An 18,931-nucleotide genomic window follows, 5' to 3' on the forward strand; every position below is an offset into this window, starting at 1 on the left:
TGCCGAGACCAACGAGAAGAATCATCAGCCCGAGCTGGCTGACCGTGCCGAACGCGAGCAGGAGCTTGAGGTCGTTCGCCTGCAACGCCCGCCAGCCCGCCAGTAGTACCGACGCGAGCCCGAGGATCAGCACCATCGGTCGCCACGGCGGAATGTCGGCGAAACCGGGTGCGAGCCGCGCGACGAGATAGACACCGGCCTTCACCATCGCGGCGGCGTGCAGATACGCGCTCACCGGTGTCGGGGCGGCCATGGCGCCTGGCAACCAGAAGTGGGTCGGGACGATGGCCGACTTGCTCAGGGCACCGATCAGGATGAGGACGATCGCGACGTTCACGAGCCAGCCCCGTGGCGCCTCGGCGATCACGTCCGACAGCAGGTAACTGCCCGAGACCTCGCCGAGCATGATGATGCCGACAAGCATGGCCAGCCCGCCCGCGGTGGTCACGAGCAGCGCCTGCACGGCCGCGCGCCGGGCCGTCGCACGCTCCGAGGCATGCCCGACGAGCAGGAACGACAGGACGGTGGTCAGTTCCCAGAAGATATAGAGCAACACCATGTTGTCGGCGGTGACCAGCCCGAACATGGCGCCGGCGAAAGCCACCATCTCGGCGGCGAAAACGCCGAGCCGCGGTTCGTCATCGGAGAAGTAACGGGCGCAGTAGACCAGCACCAACGCGCCAACGCCGAGCACGAGCAGCGACATGATGGCCGCCAGCGAATCGAACCGGACGTCGAAGTTCATCGACAGGCCGGGGACCCACTCGACGTAGACCGATTGCTCGTCACCCCAGTTGGCGATCACCCAGCCGAGCGAGGCGAGTGGAACGAGGGCCAGCGGCAGGAACGCGTTGCGACCGAGAACCCGAACGCACACTGGTGCTAGAAGAGCGGCGATCGCGTGCGCGGTCAGGATCAAGAGCAAGAAGAAGCACTCCGTCGTTGGTGGTGGACGCGGCGGGGTGTTGCTTACCCATCCTACGTGTCCGTTTTCGCCGTGCCTCCTTCGTGGTGGACCGATGTGGCCGTAGTCTCGGCGCTGTGGCCAGCGAGATCCGCACCGCAGCTCTCGCACACGTGCGCGATCGGCGGCTGCTGCAGACCCGCTCGGTCGGCAACCCCGCGTTCTACATGGCGGGCGGAAAAATCGATCCGGGTGAGTCCGCGCTTGATGCGTTGCACCGGGAAATCCGCGAGGAACTCGACGCCGGGATCGTCGCCGACAGCCTGTCCGAGCTGGGTGTGTTCGAGGCGCCCGCGTACGGCCATCCACCCGGCACGCACTTGCACATGACGTGCTTCGTCGCCGAGCTGACCGATGATCCGAGCCCGACGAGCGAGATCGCGGAGCTCCGCTATTTCACGGTTGCCGAATACGCGGCGATGCCGCACGTCGCGCCCGGCTCGATGCTGGTCTTCCGCAGACTCGCCGAACTGGGGTTGGTGGACTAGGGCATGTCTCCCAATCTCCCTTTCGGCGCCCCTGGCGCCCAATCGCCGCCCTGCTGCGTTGTCGTCGGCGTCGATACAACCCCGGTATCGACTTCTCCTCCGCCTTGCAGGACGACGATTGTCCTGACAGGTGCATCCGAGGGAAATTAGGAGACACGCCCCGTGCTCTTCCCGCCCGCCACCATCGATGCGATCGCCGAGGGGCGGGTGACGCTGGCGTTCCGGCGCTGGGAGCGGCCGCGGGTGAAGCCGGGCTCGATGATCCGCAACGCGCGCGGCGTGGTGGAAATCGTCTCGGTCGAGGAGGTCGACTCAATCAGCGCCGCCGATGCGCGCGCTGCAGGGTTCGACGATGCAGAGAAGCTGCGCGCGCTGGTCGACAAGAAGCGGGGTCGCACCGGAGCCGACGGAACGACCCGACTGTTCCGGGTTGGGGTGCGCTTCGGCGGTGAGGATCCGCGCCGCGCACTGCGGGCGTCGGCGGATCTCGCGGCCGACGAACTCGACTCGCTGCGCAAGCGTCTGGACCGGATGGACGCCGCTGCCGACGAGCCGTGGACGCGCACCTACCTCCGGCTGATCGCCGCGCATCCGGAGGTGGTGTCCACTGAACTCGCCGCCGCGGCGGGCATCGACCGTCCGGCCTTCAAGCTGCGCGTGCGGCGGCTCAAGAACCTCGGACTCACGGAAAGTCTCGAAGTCGGCTACCGAATCAGCCCGCGGGGAAGCGCATTTCTCGATGCCGACCCGTAATCCGGCGACAACGACGAAGATCGGTCCTCGTAGCGGCGGTAACCAATTCCGGCGACCGTCTGATGTAGTCCCTGGGCAAGCCGCAGGGTCAGTCGAATCAAGGGGAACGGATGAAGTACAGACGCATTGCATTCATCGGCCTCGCGGCGTCCGCGCTCGCGACAACCGGTGCCGGCACTGCCGCCGCCGACATGATGTATGCGCCGATGGGCGACCTCCCGGCCAACAAGCCGATCATCGCGCCCATGCTCGGCGACATCTACATCACCGATGACGCAGGCAACCTGCTGCAGTACAACCAGACGCGCAACGACATCGCGGTCAGCCTCAGCACTGCCGAGACCGAGCTGGCGGCGGGCGCGCTGCGCGGTCTGCAGAACGCGCCGCCGATCTCGCTCGGTCCGATCGGATTCCGTCCGGGCGCATTGGTCGCAGTGGCCGACACTCCGGGCGTGGATTGCGTGCAGGTGATCTTCACCGAGGTTCCGCCGGATCGCCGGAGCGGCAACTACGTCTGGCCGTCGTCGGTGGCGATCAGCGGTCAGGCGTACGGATACTCCTCAGGCTTCTGCCGCTAGGGGAGGTGGCGCTTACCTGGGTGAGCGCGCAATGATCGTGCGATGACCTCGTTGAGTGCCAAGGCCGAAGAGTTCCTCTCCCTGCATCGCGCGGGCGACCCCGCCGTGCTGCCCACCGTGTGGGACGCGTGGTCGGCGAATCTCGCTGTCAGTGCTGGCTTCTCGGCACTGACGGTGGGCAGCCACCCGCTTGCCGATTCGCTCGGTCGCGCCGACAAGGAAGGGATGACCTTCGACGAGGCGCTCGGCCGGGTCCGCGAGATCACCGCCGCGGTCGACGTGCCGGTGTCCCTCGATATCGAGTCCGGCTACGGCCAGGAACCGGCCCGACTGATCGAGGGCCTGCTCGACGCAGGCGTGATCGGGCTCAATATCGAGGACACCGTGCATAGCGAGGGCGGCCGGCTGCGGTCCCCGCAGGAACACGCGGACCTCGTGCGGGCGCTGCGGGAGGCCGCGGACGCGGCCGGTGTGCATCTGGTTGTGAACGCGCGTACCGACCTGTTCCTGCGCGGTGACGGCGATGAGGCGGACCGGGTCGACCGCGCAATCGAGCGCTTGCGGCTCGCCGCCGACGCCGGCGCCGACGTCCTGTACCCGGTTGGGCGCCACGACGACGCCACCCAGCGCCGGCTGACCGCCGAGCTCCCGCTGCCCGTGAATGCGATCGGACTGCCGGGCGAGGACGACCTCGCGACGCTTGCTGCCGCCGGCGTCGGCCGGATCAGCTTCGGGCCGTTTTTGCAGATGGCGCTCTCGAGCGAGGCGCAGCGGCTGCTCGCCCGCTGGAAGTAGCGGACATGGCAGCGGTGCGCGGTAGTCCCGCGCACCGCTGTCGGTTCGGTTGTTACTGCGTGGGCGTTCCCGGGTAGGTGGCGTCGGACAGCACCCTCCCGTTCTCGTCCAGCACGATGCTGCGGTCCGAAACCACCGTTCGGTCGCGCCACGTCTGCACGTAGACCATCCACTCGTCGTCGCGGACGGCGCCGACGAACAGTTCCAGCCTGCTCGCAGCGGCCCGTGGCGAATCGCCGGTACGGCCGAACACGTTGATGAGAACCCGACGGTGTGGCCGATCACCAGCAGCCGCGACGAGTTCGGTCGCGGTTCGGATACCAAGCCTGCGCAACTCGGTGCGCAGCCGCTTGCCCTCGGAGTCCTCGTCTAATGACGAGTCGATCAGGTGCAAATACAGGACCGACTGATCGACCCAGTCGACGAGCCTGCCCACCGGAATCCGGGTTTCCAGAAGGAGGTCCACCAGATCGTGGTGGGCCAGCGCCTCGATATTGGGAACGCCCTCGTCGATCAGGCGCGACCGATCGTAAAGATCGAGACCCTCCAAGCGAGTGAGTGGTAGCTGCTCTTCCAGTTGCCGTGTCTCACCACGCAAACCGATGTGCCGCAAGTTGTCGCGCAACACGGTCATCGCGGTTTCCGGCAGGACGCCGATGGCGAACGCCAACGGCAGCAGCACCGAGTTGTAATCCGCGATCGTGGAGTCGCCGACGATGGCTTGCACAAGCCATGCCAGCACGACGACGACGATCACGCGCACCGCAATCGTGGTGTATGCCTTGGGGCGCAGGTCGTTTCGGGAGTACCGGCGGAGGCACATGTTCACCGCGAAGAAGTACGAGCCGAGGAACGCAAAGGCCAGTGGATTGGCCAGGGCGTCGAACATGCTGTGGTCGCTGTCGGCCGCAATCGGTTCAAACGCCATGACCCAACCGAGCGCGAGAACCGAGGTAGCAATGCCGACCGGCCACAAGCGTTGCGTGGCATGCACGGCCGTTGTCTTGCCATCCGGCGCGAAGAACGCCTCGTCCATCTGCATTCCGTAGCGGGACTCGACGTCGTCCAGCGTGTGGACATTCGGATCCAGCCGGAAGATCTGGCGCTCGAAGCGGTCGCGCAGCGTGCTCAATCGTTGCCGGTCGAACATGAAGAACAGCAAGCCGGGCAGCATCGTCGCAACCGCAACGAAAGCGATCGTCAGAGCCGGCCGCACGGTCTGCAGGAACCCGAGATGCCAGGCCACCAGCGGCACGGCGATGCTGATGACGATGAGGCACAGCACCGTTGCCGCGTTGACGTGGCTGCGAAGGTACGTCTTGGGTGCGCCGGGTCGCCGCTCGGCCTTGCGGCGATCCTCATTGATGAGTACTCCGCGCTGCACCAGCGGCGTCCAATTCCAATTGGGCAGGGATGCATCGGCTTTGGCTCGCTCCAACGGAGCGAACACGACCGTCTCTCCCGCCCGACTGATGTGCAGCCGGGTCGCGGTGGCGTTGCGCAGCCGCTTGGGGGGCGCGGTCTCGTGGACGCCCGCGGCGTGCGCAATTCGTTGAAAGACCTTTGCTCGGATACCTTCGCGAGCGCGGCGATTGTTTATGCCCGAGCTTCCGTTCTGTCGGCGCGGGCTGTCCCCGACATGGTTCGCCATGGTCTTCACCTCCTTTGCTATGTATCCAGCTTCGGAGGTTCGCCGCGGGCAAGCGCGCGTAGTGCGCTACTTGCTTTTGAAAGACTCAGATCACAGGATTGTCTGGCTGTTATCCCGGCAGATCGCCATCACTGGTGTTTGGCCCGAAATCGGGCTCGAAACTCCCGTCCCTAGCCAGATTTATCTTTCGATCGCTCACAAGCGTGCGGCGTCGCCACGTCCACAGGTAGCTCATCCACTCGTCGTCGCGCATTGCGGCGAGTAGCAGGGTGAGGCGGTCGGCTGCTATGGCTGCAGTGTCGGTGCCGCGGCGAAATGCATCGATCAACACGGCTGGCCTTGGGTCGATGCGGACTGCCTGGAATAAGTCGGTTGCGGTTCGGATGCCCAATGCCCGCAATTTTTCCAGGACCTGCGCGCCCTCTTTGTCTTTGCTTAGCGTCGAGTTGACGACATGCAGATACAAGATCGATTGATCGACCCAATCGACAAGCCGCCCAATTGAAATCCGTGTCTCCAACAGCAAATCGATATTCTCCTGATGCGCGAGCGCTTCCATATTGGGTACACCCTCGTCTATCAGGCGAGCGCGGTCATAGAGCTCGAGGCCCTCGAGGAGAGTCAGTGGCAGTTTGTCCTCGAGTTGGCTCGCTCGACCCCACAGTCCAACCTTCTTCAGCACGTCGCGAAGTAGTGTGATGGCAGTTTCTGGTAGCACGCCGACCGTGAACGCGAGTGGAAGTATTACGGCGTTGTAGTCGTTGATGGTGGACGACTGAAGTATTGCCTGGAGCAGAAATGCCAGTACGACGGAAATGATTATTCGAACCGTGATGGCGGAATACCCCTTGGGGCGCAGGTCATTTCGTGCGTATCTATTGAGGCAAGTATTCAGAGTGTAGAAGTAGGCGCCAAGAAACGCGAACGATTGCGGATGCCCGAGGGCGTCGAACAAGGTTTGCGGTGGAGGGTCGCCAAACAGCCAGGGCTTCGGGGCTAGTGCCATAGTCCATCCGAGGGCGATCGTCGCGGTAGCAATCACTATCGGCCAAAGCCGCTGGCCCGCGCTCCCGATGGTGGTCCGCTCGCTGGGCTTAAAGTACACCTCATCCATCTGGTGCCCGTACCTCGACCGAACATCCGCGAGGGTGTGCATATTTGGATCAAGCCGAAAGATGTCGTGCTGGAATCGATCTCGAAGCGTACTCAAGCGTTGGCGATCGAACAGGAAGAACAGCAGCGCCGGCAACATGGTCGCCACCGCGACGAAGGCGATTGCTACCGCGGGTATTGCGACCTGCGCGACCTGGTCGAAAAAGTACGCAACGATGGGAACCGCGATGCTGATCGCGACGACGAGGAGAATCGCGAGGCCATGGAAAATGCCGCGCGGACTGCCGTCGGTGTCGTCGAATCCTGGCTCGCCATCGCCGTGGCCATCTTCAACTATTCCCCGGCGAAGCAACTCGTCCCAGGGCCACTGCTGTGGCGTGCCGCTAAGTGTGCGGGACTCGAGCGGTGCGAGCACAAGTGTCTCGCCGGTGCAGTAGGTGATGCGCAAGCGATTTACCGTGGCGTTGCGCAGCGTGCTCAGGACAGTCCCGACCCGGTGCATCGGAGGCGCGGGTGGTCCGGGCGGTCCCGGGGGTCCGGGGGGTCCCTGAAGTCCCCGTGGGCCCCGACGTCCGGGAGGTCCCTGCTCTCCCGCCGTTTTTGGCGGTGCGGATCGAAAGTGGGGAGCCTGTCTTGTGGCTTTGGCGCGGGAAGTATCGCGGGCTTTGCCGTTAGCCGCACCGGAGATGCTGCGTGGCTTGCCACTGGGAGCCATGGGTGTCCACCTGCCTACGTTGGCCGTATAACCACCCTCGGCCCCGCGCGTCCCGTCTTCACGCGTAGTTGACTACTCGAAACCAGGATCAGCCCGCGCGATGGTCCGCGTAAGCCCGCAGCGCCTCGACCTGCGCCGGATCGAGGGAGGGGCGCACCGACGCACGGGCCGACGCAACATCGGCGGCGGTGACGGTGGCGGCGTCGACGTCGCGGCGCATGGCCGCGAGAGCCGATTCGCGCAGCAGGGCGGCGCAGTCCGCGGCGGAATACCCGTCGAGGTCGGCGGCCAGCGCAACGAGATCGACGTCGGGGGCCAGCGGTACCGACCGCGCGGCGGTGCGCAGGATCTCGGTGCGGGCCTCGGCGTCGGGTGGCTCCACGAAGACGAGCCGCTCGAGCCGGCCCGGGCGAAGCAGCGCGGGGTCGATCAATTCGGGTCGGTTCGTTGCGCCGAGCACCACAACCTCGCGCAGCGGTTCGACGCCGTCGAGTTCGGTGAGAAGCGCGGCCACCACGCGATCGGCGACGCCCGAGTCGCTGCTCTGGCCGCGGCGGGGGGCGAGCGCGTCGACCTCGTCGAGGAAGATGAGCGAGGGCGCGGAATCCCTTGCCCGCTGAAACAATTCGCGCACGGCCTTCTCGGATGCGCCCACCCATTTGTCCATGAGTTCGGCGCCCTTGACCGCGTGCACGCTCAGTTGGCCGCTGCTCGCGAGCGCCCGCACAAGGAACGTCTTGCCGCATCCGGGAGGTCCGTACAGCAGCACGCCGCGCGGTGGGTCGACGCCAAGGCGCGCAAAAGAATCCGGGTGGCGCAGCGGCCAGAGCACGGCCTCGGTGAGCGCCTGTTTTGTGGCCACCATGTCGCCGACGTCATCGAGTGTGAGGCTGCCGATGGCGAGTTCGTCGGTGCCCGAGCGTGACAGCGGGCGGATCACCTCGAGCGCGCCGAGTAGGTCTTCCTGCTGCAGCACGGGATCGGTCTTGGTCTTGCTCGCCCGCGACGCCGCGCGCAGCGCTGCCTCGCGGCACAGCGCGGCGAGGTCGGCGACGACGAATCCCGGTGTGCGCGAGGCGATCACGTCGAGCGCAAGCTTATCGGTGGGCACCCGACGCAGCAGCGCCTCGAGCAGAGCGCGCCGCACGGCCGCGTCCGGCAGGGAAAGGGTGAGTTCGCGGTCGCACAGTTCGGGGTCGCGCAATCGTGCGTCGACGGCATCGGGGTGTGCCGTGGTCGCGATGAACGCGACACCGGGAGCGGTCAGGGCGGCGCGTATTTGCTCGAGGATGAGCGTCGCGACGGGAACGGGATCGTCGGGCAGCAGCGCGTCCACGTCGGTAATGAGCAGCACGCCTCCGGCGGCGACACTGGACACGGCCTCGCTGACCGCGCGCAGTCGCTCGCCGATTTCCGCGGCGCCAACGGTTGGCCCATCGAGTTCCACGACGTGCCGGCCGCCGAGCACGGACCGCGCGAGCGTCGCCTTTCCAACGCCGGCGGGCCCGGTCACAACCACACCGAGCCGCGCGGGGGCGTTGAGCGAGCGAAGCAGTTCGGGCTCGTCGAGGGCGAGACTGAGCCATTCGGTGAGCCGCCCCACCTGAGCCCCGACACCGACCAGATCCTCCACGGCCATCGTCGGCCGCCGCACCGGGGGCAGCGTCGGTGAAACAGGGTTGGCCACCGCGCCGGGTTTGGGCCGGACCGGGCCGACTCCCCAATCCACGGCGGTGTTCGGCTGCACGCTCACCGGGCCCGAGGCCGGATCGGTCGCAGCGACGGTGATCAGTTCGGTCGTCCATGCGACGCCGAAGGTGCGCGAAAGTGCTTGCGTGGTGGCTGCTGTGCTGGTGCCGGGCCCGAGATCACGCGGCAGCAGCGATACCGCATCGCCGACGGTCACCACCTTGCCGAGCAGTGCCTGTCGCAGCGTGGCGCTCGGGATCGATTGGGTGGCAAGCGCCGACCCGGTGACCCGCACCGACCGCGCCCCGTACACGGTGACGGGCGCGATCACCACCGTTGCGTTTTCCTTGATACCTGCGTTGGACAGCGTCACGTCATCGAGCAACGCCGTCCCGCTCGGAGTGCCGGCCGGTGCAAGACCCACCACCGCGGCGGTGCGCCGGCCGCCCGTGAGCGCGATGGGATCCCACTCGCGCAGACCGAGTGCCGCCAGCGCTTCGGGGTGCAGGCGAACCACACCGCGACGCGTGTCGGCCGCAGAAGTGTTGAGCCGCGCGGTTAGTGCGAGTTCCGCCATGCGGCCAACTTACCGACTGCCGGGCCGTCGCAGCCCGAGTCGAGCTACTGACCGCCGGGCACCTTCGCTTCGCGTCGCGCGCCGCTCGGCGCGCCGCTCCGACGGCTTGCTCTCCCAGTGCTGCGGCCGCGCGGCAACCCAGCGTTGGGAGCGCACGGCGAACGGGATGTGCAACAGGTAAAGCGCGTCGAGCACCATCAGCAGAATCAGCGGGTAGGTCACCAGCAACGCCGCGGCGAGCGCGACGAGCACGAGAAGTCCCGCGGCCGCCTGCGGCGGCACCGCGACGGTCTTCATCGCCAGTGTCGGGATGCGGCTCACGATCAGTGCGGCGCTGAACACCGTCCAGGCGGCGACGGCCGCGAACGACGTCCACCAGCCATTGCCGAATTCCTCGTACAGCGCGATCGGCAGTAGCGCGATGAGCGCGCCCGCCGGCGCGGGCACGCCGACGAAGTACTCCTGGGTGTAGCCCGGCCGGTTCGTCTCCGCGGTGAGCGTGTTGAACCGGGCCAGCCGCAGCACGATGCTCACCGCGTAGATCAGCGCGATGATCCAGCCCGCGCTGTTGGCATCGAGCAGCGTCACGTAGAGCACGAGCGCAGGCGCGACACCGAACGAGATGGCGTCGGCTAGGGAGTCGAGCTCGCCGCCCATCTTGCTGGTGGCGTCGAGCAATCGCGCGATCCGGCCGTCGAGCATGTCGAGGACCGCGGCCGCGCCGACCATCGCCAGCGCCACGCCGAGGTCATCCTCGAGCGCGAACTTCACCGCGGACAGACCCGAACACAGCGCCAGAATCGTGATCATGCTCGGCAGTAGCCGAACCGGTCCGGTGATCCGCAGCCGGGCAGGCCTCTCGAATGCGCTCACGACGCCTCCAGCGTGGCGGGCGGGTGGGTCATAGCTCAGACAGATCGGCGAGCACCGTTTCGGCGCCGACGGCCCGCTGGCCCCTTTCGACGAGGAGCTTGGTGCCCGCGGGGAAGTACGTGTCCACACGGGATCCGAACCGGATCAGCCCGTAGGTGTCGCCGAGGGTCAGCTTGTCGCCGGGCTTGGCGTCGCAGACGATGCGGCGGGCAACGAGTCCGGCAATCTGCACCACGACGATCTGATGACCGGACGGGGTGTCGATGACCATGCTCGTGCGCTCGTTGTGGTCGCTGGCCTCGGGCAGGTCGGCGGAGCGGAACTGACCCTTCTGGTGCAGAACCGAACGCACCACGCCGGGGGCCGGTACGCGCTGCACGTGCACGTCGAACACCGACAGGAAGATGCTGACCCGCGGCAGCGGCTCGGTGCCGAGGCCCAGTTCCGCCGGCGGCGCCGCGTGGTCCACAAGGGCGACTTCGCCGTCTGCCGGCGACACCACGATGTCGGCGCGGTTCGGTGGCACTCGATGCGGATGTCGGAAGAAAGCGGCGTTCGCGGCCGCGGTGGCAAGGCCGATGCGCCGGATCCAGGGCCGGTTGCGGCCGAGGCCGGCGATGGCCAGCGGCACCGCAACGAACGGGACTCCGCCCGGATGCAGCGGCGGGACCGTCGTGCGGACCAGGTCGACGAAGTGTCCGATTCCCGTTGGAGTCGGGGTCCCCGGTGGGGTTGGGCGGCGTGCCACAGGCTCCTCTTCAACCTCGATTGATCATCGTCGTTGTCGAACACTACCGCCGCCGCGGCTGAACCAGGGGTTCGCCGGTACCGTGTGCTCGGGCGGGGATATGTAACGCCACGGCCTGCCCGGAGTAATATGAGGTGTCCTCATGTCTACTTCGTCACAGGCGGTGAGGCACAAAAACTCCAGCCCCGAGCTGGGGTAGCGGCGTGGCGCGCCGCATTTTTGACAAGGAGAACACCATGGCCGCTCCCATCGCCCGGCGTGCCGGCGTTGCGAACACGCAGATGCTTGGACTGGGCGTTTATCGCCCGGAGCGAGTCGTCACGAATGACGACGTCGCCGGGCCGATCGATTCGAGCGACGAATGGATCCGCACTCGTTCGGGCATTCAGACCCGTCGGTTCGCTGAGCGCGACGAAACCCCCGTCACGATGGCGATCGAGGCCGGGCGGCGTGCGCTCGAGGCCTCGGGAGTCGACGCCGAGCAGATCGGCTGCGTCATCGTCGCGACTTCGTCGCGCATGGTGCTCGGTCCTGCCGCGTCGGCACAGGTTGCCACCGCGCTCGGCATGAACGACACGGCTGGGTTCGACCTCGCCGCGGGCTGCTCGGGCTTCGGCCACGCGCTGACCGTCGGTTCGGACATGGTCCGCGCCGGCACCGCTTCGCACGTCCTCGTGATCGGCGTCGAGAAGCTCACCGACCTGCTCGACAAGACCGACCGCACCACCGCGTTCATCTTCGCGGACGGTGCGGGCGCCGTCGTGGTTGGTCCGTCGGACGAGGTCGGTATCGGCCCGGTCGCGTGGGGCTCGGACGGCACGCAGTGGCAGGCGATCCGTCAGGACAAGCCGTTCGACGATTACTTCGACGAGGTCGCGGAGAAGGGCAAGGAGTCCGAGCGGCCCTACATCCGTATGGAGGGCACGGCGGTGTTCCGCTGGGCCGCCTCGTTCCTGGAGAAGGCATGCCGCGCGGCGGTCGACAATGCCGAGGTCACCATGGACGACATCGACGTGTTCGTGCCGCATCAGGCGAACCTGCGCATCACCGACGTGCTGGTGCGCGTGTTGAAGCTGCCGGAGAGCTGCGTCGTTGCCACCGACATCGTTGAGACCGGCAACACCTCGGCCGCGTCGATCCCGCTGGCGATGGAGCAGGTGCTGCGCAGCGGCCAGGCCAAGCCGGGCGACACCGCGTTGCTGATGGGCTTCGGCGCCGGCCTCGCGTACGCGGGCCAGGTCGTCAAGCTGCCGGCGATCAGCGCCTGACGCACCGTATCTGGACCAGGACGGGCCCCGACTCTCGAGTCGGGGCCCGTTCTCGTCTCGCCCGTCAGCACAGGCGCGAAGCCTGCGGAGCGCCAGTTAGCGCTGCGGCGTCACGCGCAGGATCCGGTCCTCGCCGCCGCCGTTGTCGGTGGTGATGAGTAGTGACCCGTCGGGCTGGGTCACAACCGATCTGATCCGTCCTACCGTGCCGTCGAGTTCCGGCACCGTCGTCTCCGCTTCGACGGTGCGGCCGTCGGGCGAGAGGCGCAGCAGCACAACCCGCTCGCCCTTCAGTGCGCCGATGGCGAGTGCCCCGTCCCAGTAGCCCCACGCGGGGTCATCGAGGAATGCCGTGCTCGCCGTCGCGATCGTGCTCGAACCCGAACTCCACACCGCAGATACCGCGCCTGGTACGCGGTCGGGGTCGGTCATCGGCACGGATTCGTCGTAACGGCCGGAAGAATCAATCCTCCCGTCGCTTCGCTCGCCCGAGGAACGGTCGGGCTTCCAGCCGTAGTTCGCCCCTGCGGCAAGCAGATTCACTTCGTCGTCGCGGGTCGGTCCGTGCTCGACCGAGTAGATCGCGTCCGTCCCCGGCCGCACCGCGAGGCCCTGCACATTGCGATGGCCCAACGTGTAGATCGGGCTGTCGCCGAACGGGTTTCCGGCACCGGGCCGCCCTGTTGCGGCGTCGACGCGAAGGACCTTGCCGCCGAGGGAGTTGGGGTCCTGCGCGTTGGTCGGGCGGGCGGCATCGCCGGTGCCGATGAACAGTGTGGCGGGTTGCCCGTCGGCCCCGCCACGCACCAGCAACCGGCAGCCGCCGTGCCTCCCGCTGCTCACCGGGAACCCGTCGATCAGCGTGTCGGTGCGCGTGAGTGACGTCCACTGCGGATCCACCGTCCACGTCACCACCCGAACATCTGTGGTGTCGCCGTCCTGGAAACCCTGACAGCTGAACAACTTCCGGCTCATTGCGAAATCGGGTGCGAGTGCGAGGCCCATCAATCCGGTCTCACCGCTGGCGAACAGATCGTCCAGGTCGGCCTCGAGTTCGCGTCGCTCACCGGTGGGCAGCCGTGCCACAAAGCTGCCGCTGCGTTCGCCGGTGAGCAGGGTTCCATCAGGTGCGGTTACCACGTCCCAGGGGTGGTCGAGTTCGCCGAGCACAGTGTCGACCTGGACGGGCGGCAGTGCGGTGCCTGCGGCCGCGGTTGGGACTGCTGAGGAAGGCGCTGACGGACCCGGTGTCGAGGTCGTGGGTGTGTCGCCGCCGCTGCCGCACGCGGTGACGAGAAGTGCGGCCAGCAGCGCCAAGGGTGCTGCGCGGGTCAGTCCAGAGCCCACGAGACGGTGACGTTGAAGGTGACGGTCTGTGTACCGGGTTCGAGCGGGATCGCGGACAGTTCATCCGCGGAGCTGGCGCGGGGCATCGGAGATGGTGAACCCGAGGAGGTTTCGTTGATGGTGATGACATCCCCGAGCGATACATCCGCCAGGTCCGCGTACTGCTCGGCGCGCGTCTTGGCATCGTTGAATGCGCTGGCGCGGGCGTCCGCGAGCAGTTGGGAATCGTCCTCGATGGCGAACGAGACGTTGCCGAGCCGTGCCGCATCACCGCCGGCGCGCACCGCGTCGTCGAGGATCTCCGACGCGCTGCCAAGTTCCCGAATGGTGATCCGCACGGTGTTGGTGGCCCGGTAACCGGAAACGGCACGGGTGCCGCCGCCGGCGCCGGGCATGGCGTACTCGGGCTGCAACGTCACCTCGGTTGTCCGAACATCCTCGCGGGCAACCCCGGCCGCGGTGACCGCATCGATGATCGCCTGCACGTGGGCGTTCGCCTCGGACACCGCGCCGGAAACATCGGGTGCGATGACCTCGACACCGACGTCGGCGTTGAGAATGTCGGGCGCGCCGCGTACTTCGCCGGTGCCGACGACCGTCACCTCGCGCGGGTTGTCGTTGGAGCTCGAGCAGGCAACGGTGCCCGCGCCGAGCGTGAGAGCGGCAAACGCGACCAACGCCGAGCGTGTGATGGTGTGGCGTTTTGAATCGGCGGCACTGCTGACTCGGCGCATAACCCCATCGTCACCCATGCGGTCCGGCAATGCCAGAATTGCCCGATGGCCAGTTCCGGTCCCGGACGTCCGCGGCTCGAACAGCGCCGACGGCCCGGCAAGACACCGCGGGCGGAGATTCTCGATGCCGCTGCGGAATTGTTCACCAAAGACGGCTATGCCAATACCTCGACGCGACGGATCGCCGACGCGGTCGGTATCCGGCAGGCCTCGCTCTATCACCACTTCGCGACGAAGGACGACATTCTCGACGCGCTGCTAGGCGGCACGGTGGCCGATGCGCTCGAGTTGTCGCAGCGGCTGATCGCCATCGATGCGCCCGCCGAGGCGCGGCTGTATCGACTTGTGCAGTTCGATGTCTCCCAGCTGTGTGCGGGGCGGTGGAATCTCGGTGCCCTGTATCTCCTGCCGGAGTTGCGCACGAAACGGTTCGCCGAGTTCCGGAGGGGGCGTAACCAATTGCGCCACGATTACGCCACGCTGGCCCAGGCCGTGGTGGACGGCCTCGCCGAGAGTGCCGCTCCGCGGGACCCGGCCGTTGTCGAATTGCCGTTCCGGCTCGTCGAGTCGTCGATCAGCATCCGGTCCGACGAGGGGCGCTCGCCGAAGTGGGCGGCGAAGGTCTTTCCGGTTGCCGCGCTTCAGGTGCTCGGCTGGTCCGGCGATGTCGAAGCGGTAGCCACGGCAGCCGCGGAACTCCCCGAAGCGGACAACCTTTCGGACTAGCCTCGACACCTCGGTGATCAAGTACGGCCGCGTGCCGACCGGGCCGTCATCGCTTGGTCAGCCCTTTTCGACGGCTGCCTTGATCTTGCCCAGCGACGAGTTCATTCCGGCGAGGAGCTTCGTCTCGAAATCGGTCTCGCCGCCGAGCGCGAACTTGATCGAGTAGCGCGAGAACGCGCTCTGTCCGCCGGAAACATCGCGACGCTGGGTGAGGCGCGTGCCCGAATCGGTCGGCTCGATCTCGAACGACCACACCATCCGGTTCTCGACGACCCTGAAGGCGACAGCACGATTGGGCTCGAAGCGCACCACGCGAGCGGTCGTCGGCCAGCGCTTCCAGCCGTCCTTGTTGAGGTTCAGCGTCCGGGCGCCCTCGCGCATTTCGCCGAGGACCTTCATCTTCGTGCACTGTGGGCTCCACTCGGGCATGCGCTCCAGATCGGAGACGACAGCCCACACCTGCTCAGGTGCAGCGGAGATGTCGATGCTGGCTTCGAGGGGCTGTGGCACTGGGTCTCCATCCGAGTCGGGTCAAGCGAGTGCGCCGGATATTACCCAAAAGTAGCGTCGGGAGGCAGTGCCGTTCTGCGCGGGTTCACCGATCGGTGAGCAGGCCTCCGGCGGAACGCCATCCGATCAGGCCGCCGCTCATATTGACCGCGTCGAAACCGTTCTCCACCAGTAGGTTCGCCGCACCGGCCGATCGCAGACCGCCGGTGCAGAAGGCGATGAGCAGGCGGTCCTCCGGGAAGTCCACACAGCGTTCGAGCAGCACCTCGAGCGGCGCGTGCACCGCGCCGGGAATGTGGACCCGGTTCCATTCGAACTCGCGGCGCACGTCGATCACCAGAGCACCTGCTTCGACGAGCCGAACCGCCTCTTCGGCGCTGATGGCCGGTGGTCGGCGGAGGTAGTGCCGGATTTTCATAACCTTCAGATTAACTGAAGGTCACTCCGATGCCGACATGATCCGCATCATGTGTGCCCGCAGAGCCTCGGTCAGCTCCGGGTTGTGCATGGCGAACTCGGCGTCGAGACGGGCCACCACCTCGCCTGCCCGCGCCAGCAGCGCCTCACCGTCGGCCGTCACTCGCAGCGTCGACGCGGCGCCGGCATGCGCAGTTCCGTCGTCGACCAGTCCGGCGGCAACGAACGCGGCGACCGCGGTGTGGGCACTCTGCACGGTGATCCGCGAGCGCCGTGCGAGCTCGCTGAACGAGATGCCCGGCGTGCCGCGGACGTGACCCAACAGGCCGTACTTGCGGGTGGTGAGCCCGAGCGGTTTCAGCGCCTCGGCGTAGGCGGCCTCCCAGACGCGGCCCACGGTGAGCAGCGCGATCGTGGGGCTGAAGGGAGGCGGCTCGGACATGTGGGCAGGCTACCCACCGGTTCTGCGGTACCCGCGGGTGTTCACCAGACTGTTGCCAGCCAGGCGGCCGCGGCCGCTACAACGATCAACGCGATGTTGAGGCCGACTTCTTTGGTCTCGCCGCGACGGAAATGAACTCCCGCGGCGAGGATCTGAAGAACGACGAATCCGACGGCGGTGAGCAGCGCGACGACCGGCGCGATACCGAGCGCAGGCGGAAGAAGCAGCCCGAAGGCGCCGAGGACCTCGATGACGCCGATGCAGCGCACCAACCACATGGGCACGGTCGTCCCGGCCCACGCCATCATCGGCGCAAGCTGTTCCTGGCTCTGGATTACCTTCTTGCTGCCCCCGAACAGGTAGAACGCGGCGAGTAACCCGGCCACGATCCAATAGGCGATTTCCACTGCGCGTCCCTTCGGTCCGTTATCGGCACCAAGACCTTACGAAGAGATACGCAGCCGGAGACAATTGGACGGCGAAAGATTCAGCGCGCCTCACGAATGAAAAGTAATGCTCGAGGGACGATTACCGATGTACGAATCAGCAAACCGAGAACCACCTACGAGCTAACGGTCCGTCCGCCACGCACGGAAGTGTTTGATCATGAGGCTGAATTCGATCCTGCACCGGGGGCAAGCTGTCCCGTTGCTGAAGACTGCCCGCATGAAGGGCGATCCCAAGTCCTGGCCGAGCGAGAAGCTCGAGCGATTGTTGACGCCCAACGAGATGGACCAGGTCCTCAGGCGCCGCCTCTAACCCGCCCGCCATGGCGCGGTCGCTCGGCGCCCAACCGGGCGAGGCGCACACCACTCACCATGCGCAGCAATTCGGCATACTCGATTAGGTGACGACCCCGCGTGCGACTCGCACCACCAGCACGTCCGCAAAGCCGATCATCCTCAGCGTCGATGACGATCCGGGAGTTTCCCGGGCGGTCGTGCGTGACCTGCGCCGGCACTACGGCGAGGACTACCGAACGATGCGGGCAGAATCCGGGCCGGCGGCGCTCGACCTGTTGCGGGAGACCAAACTGCGCGGCCAGCAGGTCGCGGTAATCGTCGCCGACTTCCGGATGCCGGGGATGAATGGCATCGAGTTCCTCGAACAGGCGATGGACCTGCATCCCTTCGCTCGTCGCGTATTGCTCACCGCCTACGCCGACACGGACGCCGCGATCGATGCGATCAACGTCGTCGATCTCGACTATTACCTGCTCAAGCCATGGGATCCGCCGGAGGAGAAGCTCTACCCGGTGGTCGACGCGCTGCTCGAGGCGTGGCGAACCGCCGATCACCGGCCCATCGCCGAAACGAAGGTGGTGGGTCATCGCTGGTCGGCGCGATGTTCCCAGGTGCGCGAATTCCTGGCTCGCAACCAGGTGTCCTACCGCTGGTTCCTGGCGGACGAGCCCGAGGGCGCGCAGCTGCTCGAGGCGGCCGGCGCGGACGCGGACAGTTGCCCCGTGGTCATCACCGAATCCGGAGAGCCGCTGGTCAACCCGACCGACGCCGAGCTCGCTGGGCGCGTTGGGCTCACGACGACGCCGTCGCAGGAGTTCTACGACCTGATCGTGGTGGGCGGTGGCCCGGCCGGACTCGGTGCCGCGGTCTACGGCGCCTCGGAGGGTTTGCGGACGGCGTTGGTGGAACGAACCGCGACCGGCGGGCAGGCCGGGCAGAGCTCACGCATCGAGAACTACCTCGGCTTTCCGGACGGCGTGTCCGGCTCACAACTCGCCGAACGCGCGCGGCGACAGGCCACCAAGTTCGGCGCCGAGCTGATTACTGCCCGCGACGTGGTCGGGCTGGAGGTGAATGGTTCGGCGCGCACGGTGCGCTTCGCGGACGGTGGTTCGCTCGACGCACACACCGTGGTGGTGGCGACCGGCGTGCACTACCGCCGGCACCCGGCGCCCGGCGTGGACGATTTCACCGGCCGCGGCGTGTACTACGGCTCTGCCATGACGGAAGCGGCGGCGTGTGCCGCGTCGGACGTCTACATCGTCGGCGGCGCGAACTCCGCGGGGCAGGCGGCCGTGTACCTGTCCCGCACCGCGCGCTCGGTGACGATCCTGGTCCGCGCCGAATCCCTGCAGGCGTCGATGTCGCACTACCTGATTCAGCAGATCGAGCAGATCCCCAACATTGTGGTTCGGGCCTGCACCGAGGTGATCGGCGCCGAGGGCGATGGCCATCTGGAGCGAATCATTCTGCGGGACAACGTGTCCGGTGCCGAGGACAAAGTCGATGCGCAGTGGCTGTTCCTGTTCATCGGCGCCGCGCCGCAAACGGATTGGCTCGACGGCCGCCTCGCGCGCGATGAGCGCGGGTTCGTGCTCGCCGGTCCGGATCTGACGGTCGGCGGGACACGTCCACCCGGATGGGATCTCGACCGCGCGCCCCACCATCTCGAAACGAGCGTTCCCGGCGTATTCGTCGCGGGCGATGTGCGTTCGGACTCGGCCAAGCGCGTGGCGTCGGCGGTGGGGGAAGGCGCGATGGCCGTGATGTTGGTGCACAAGTATTTGGCCTGACCTATCG

General features: G+C 66.8%; 20 protein-coding genes. 8 read left to right on the forward strand and 12 right to left on the reverse strand.

Features of this window, described 5'->3' with window-relative positions:
- On the reverse strand, positions 1 to 925 hold a 925-nt coding region (locus A8G08_RS25070), incomplete at its 3' end, for a proton-conducting transporter transmembrane domain-containing protein (protein WP_281182183.1).
- A 116-nt stretch (positions 926 to 1,041) separates the two neighbouring features.
- On the opposite strand from A8G08_RS25070, the gene A8G08_RS25075 reads away from it, so the two are divergent.
- From A8G08_RS25075 to A8G08_RS25090, 4 genes are all read left to right on the forward strand, one after another.
- Positions 1,042 to 1,452 carry an NUDIX hydrolase gene (locus A8G08_RS25075; RefSeq protein WP_068280402.1) on the forward strand — a complete coding sequence of 137 codons (411 nt, stop codon included), beginning with the start codon at positions 1,042 to 1,044 and terminating at the stop codon, positions 1,450 to 1,452.
- Between the two features lie 162 nt (positions 1,453 to 1,614).
- Positions 1,615 to 2,205: a hypothetical protein gene (locus tag A8G08_RS25080; protein WP_068280405.1), complete on the forward strand. Its 591-nt coding sequence runs from the start codon at positions 1,615 to 1,617 to the stop codon at positions 2,203 to 2,205.
- Positions 2,206 to 2,315: 110 nt separating this feature from the next.
- The gene (locus A8G08_RS25085; protein ID WP_068280408.1) at positions 2,316 to 2,783 is read left to right on the forward strand and encodes a hypothetical protein; all 468 of its coding nucleotides are present in this window, start codon (positions 2,316 to 2,318) and stop codon (positions 2,781 to 2,783) included.
- A 42-nt stretch (positions 2,784 to 2,825) separates the two neighbouring features.
- The gene (locus A8G08_RS25090) at positions 2,826 to 3,578 is read left to right on the forward strand and encodes an isocitrate lyase/PEP mutase family protein (protein WP_068280411.1); all 753 of its coding nucleotides are present in this window, start codon (positions 2,826 to 2,828) and stop codon (positions 3,576 to 3,578) included.
- Between the two features lie 52 nt (positions 3,579 to 3,630).
- Here the strand turns inward: A8G08_RS25090 and A8G08_RS25095 are convergent, their stop codons facing one another.
- The 5 genes from A8G08_RS25095 to A8G08_RS25115 all read right to left on the reverse strand — a co-directional run bounded on the left by A8G08_RS25095 (position 3,631) and on the right by A8G08_RS25115 (position 10,944).
- The gene (locus A8G08_RS25095; protein WP_157108796.1) at positions 3,631 to 5,229 is read right to left on the reverse strand and encodes a hypothetical protein; all 1,599 of its coding nucleotides are present in this window, start codon (positions 5,227 to 5,229) and stop codon (positions 3,631 to 3,633) included.
- Positions 5,230 to 5,338: 109 nt separating this feature from the next.
- Complete coding sequence (locus A8G08_RS25100) at positions 5,339 to 6,790, reverse strand: hypothetical protein (RefSeq protein ID WP_157108797.1); 1,452 nt, start codon at positions 6,788 to 6,790, stop codon at positions 5,339 to 5,341.
- 355 nt (positions 6,791 to 7,145) lie between these two features.
- A complete protein-coding gene (locus A8G08_RS25105; RefSeq protein ID WP_068280421.1) occupies positions 7,146 to 9,323 on the reverse strand; it encodes an AAA family ATPase in 2,178 nt (725 codons plus the stop codon).
- Positions 9,324 to 9,332: 9 nt separating this feature from the next.
- On the reverse strand, positions 9,333 to 10,133 hold the full coding sequence (gene pssA, locus A8G08_RS25110; RefSeq protein ID WP_068280424.1) for a CDP-diacylglycerol--serine O-phosphatidyltransferase: 801 nt from the start codon (positions 10,131 to 10,133) through the stop codon (positions 9,333 to 9,335).
- Between the two features lie 91 nt (positions 10,134 to 10,224).
- Positions 10,225 to 10,944 (reverse strand): phosphatidylserine decarboxylase, encoded by a 720-nt coding sequence (locus tag A8G08_RS25115; RefSeq protein ID WP_068280427.1) that lies wholly within the window; start codon positions 10,942 to 10,944, stop codon positions 10,225 to 10,227.
- 236 nt (positions 10,945 to 11,180) lie between these two features.
- On the opposite strand from A8G08_RS25115, the gene A8G08_RS25120 reads away from it, so the two are divergent.
- The gene (locus A8G08_RS25120) at positions 11,181 to 12,212 is read left to right on the forward strand and encodes a beta-ketoacyl-ACP synthase III (RefSeq protein WP_068280545.1); all 1,032 of its coding nucleotides are present in this window, start codon (positions 11,181 to 11,183) and stop codon (positions 12,210 to 12,212) included.
- A 96-nt stretch (positions 12,213 to 12,308) separates the two neighbouring features.
- On the opposite strand, the gene A8G08_RS25125 is transcribed toward A8G08_RS25120, so the two are convergent.
- A complete protein-coding gene (locus A8G08_RS25125) occupies positions 12,309 to 13,559 on the reverse strand; it encodes a PQQ-dependent sugar dehydrogenase (protein WP_245672998.1) in 1,251 nt (416 codons plus the stop codon).
- Positions 13,544 to 14,293: an SIMPL domain-containing protein gene (locus tag A8G08_RS25130; RefSeq protein WP_068280549.1), complete on the reverse strand. Its 750-nt coding sequence runs from the start codon at positions 14,291 to 14,293 to the stop codon at positions 13,544 to 13,546. The genes A8G08_RS25125 and A8G08_RS25130 overlap by 16 nt, the downstream gene beginning before the upstream one ends.
- 45 nt (positions 14,294 to 14,338) lie before the next feature.
- Here A8G08_RS25130 and A8G08_RS25135 point away from each other — a divergent pair, with 45 nt between their 5' ends.
- A complete protein-coding gene (locus A8G08_RS25135; RefSeq protein WP_068280432.1) occupies positions 14,339 to 15,019 on the forward strand; it encodes a TetR/AcrR family transcriptional regulator in 681 nt (226 codons plus the stop codon).
- A gap of 57 nt (positions 15,020 to 15,076) precedes the next feature.
- Here the strand turns inward: A8G08_RS25135 and A8G08_RS25140 are convergent, their stop codons facing one another.
- The 4 genes from A8G08_RS25140 to A8G08_RS25155 form a co-directional block, all read right to left on the reverse strand.
- The gene (locus tag A8G08_RS25140) at positions 15,077 to 15,529 is read right to left on the reverse strand and encodes an SRPBCC family protein (protein ID WP_068280435.1); all 453 of its coding nucleotides are present in this window, start codon (positions 15,527 to 15,529) and stop codon (positions 15,077 to 15,079) included.
- A gap of 85 nt (positions 15,530 to 15,614) precedes the next feature.
- On the reverse strand, positions 15,615 to 15,947 hold the full coding sequence (locus A8G08_RS25145) for a rhodanese-like domain-containing protein (RefSeq protein WP_068280437.1): 333 nt from the start codon (positions 15,945 to 15,947) through the stop codon (positions 15,615 to 15,617).
- A 21-nt stretch (positions 15,948 to 15,968) separates the two neighbouring features.
- Positions 15,969 to 16,388: a MarR family winged helix-turn-helix transcriptional regulator gene (locus A8G08_RS25150; protein WP_068280439.1), complete on the reverse strand. Its 420-nt coding sequence runs from the start codon at positions 16,386 to 16,388 to the stop codon at positions 15,969 to 15,971.
- A 41-nt stretch (positions 16,389 to 16,429) separates the two neighbouring features.
- Positions 16,430 to 16,795, reverse strand: coding sequence for a DoxX family protein (locus A8G08_RS25155; protein ID WP_068280442.1), 366 nt, complete (start codon positions 16,793 to 16,795; stop codon positions 16,430 to 16,432).
- A 199-nt stretch (positions 16,796 to 16,994) separates the two neighbouring features.
- Between A8G08_RS25155 and A8G08_RS27690 the strand changes: the two genes are divergently transcribed.
- Positions 16,995 to 17,147, forward strand: a complete 153-nt coding sequence (locus tag A8G08_RS27690; protein ID WP_169823367.1) for a hypothetical protein — start codon at positions 16,995 to 16,997, stop codon at positions 17,145 to 17,147.
- An 88-nt stretch (positions 17,148 to 17,235) separates the two neighbouring features.
- Positions 17,236 to 18,924 carry an NAD(P)/FAD-dependent oxidoreductase gene (locus A8G08_RS25160; RefSeq protein ID WP_068280446.1) on the forward strand — a complete coding sequence of 563 codons (1,689 nt, stop codon included), beginning with the start codon at positions 17,236 to 17,238 and terminating at the stop codon, positions 18,922 to 18,924.
- The last annotated feature ends 7 nt before the right edge of the window (positions 18,925 to 18,931 follow it).

The sequence above is a fragment of the Aldersonia kunmingensis genome (assembly GCF_001646865.1).
Classification (GTDB): domain Bacteria; phylum Actinomycetota; class Actinomycetes; order Mycobacteriales; family Mycobacteriaceae; genus Aldersonia; species Aldersonia kunmingensis.